Here is a 646-nt window from a genome sequence, read left to right as displayed (position 1 = left end):
CGCGCCCATTTCTCTGAGCGCAGCCTTGTAAGAAGCGAAGCGATCTGTGACGATCTCTTCGGCGCAACCGCGCCGCTTCATCAATTTCTTGAGGAATTTCAGTGCTGCAGCCTTGTTTCGGCGTTTGTTGACAACGGCTTCCAGCACTTCGCCCTCATGATCGACGGCCCGCCAGAGGTAGCGTCTCTTGCCGTTCACCTTCACGAAAACCTCGTCCACGTGCCACTTCCATTTGGAGTATGCTCTCAATTGTTGAAAACGCTTTCTTCGGATCTCTGATGCAAACATCGGGCCAAACCTGTTCCACCAAAACCGGACAGTTTCGTGGCTCACGTCGATGCCTCGCTCGTGCAACAAGTTTTCGACATTCCGAAGCGAGAGCGGGAAACGGATGTATAGCATCACCGCAAGGCGGATGATTTCGGGACTGGTTTTAAAGTATTTGAAAGAGGCAGGATTGGTCATGGGCAAAAGCTACTCAACACCCCTGCCCCGCTCAACCAAAGTTATTCTGACAAGACCCCACACGCAAAGGTCGACGGTTGCGCTACTATGTCTCCAACAGATTGATCTCGGGCGGAAAGGATATCTCGGGCTGGCGACTGCCCGGCCCGGCGCTGGAACACGCAGTCATTGATGTCATCGT

Annotated in this window: 1 protein-coding gene; it reads right to left on the bottom strand. The window is 53.6% G+C overall.

Features of this window, described 5'->3' with window-relative positions; genetic code table 11:
* On the bottom strand, positions 1–465 hold a 465-nt coding region (locus AB1A64_RS22345), incomplete at its 3' end, for an IS6 family transposase (RefSeq protein ID WP_366554367.1).
* Positions 466–646 lie beyond the last annotated feature (181 nt).

The sequence above is a fragment of the Ruegeria sp. ANG10 genome (genome assembly GCF_040705255.1).
GTDB lineage: Bacteria > Pseudomonadota > Alphaproteobacteria > Rhodobacterales > Rhodobacteraceae > Ruegeria.
Note: the sequence above shows the minus strand (reverse complement) of the source record. Positions and strands in the feature narration are given on the sequence as shown.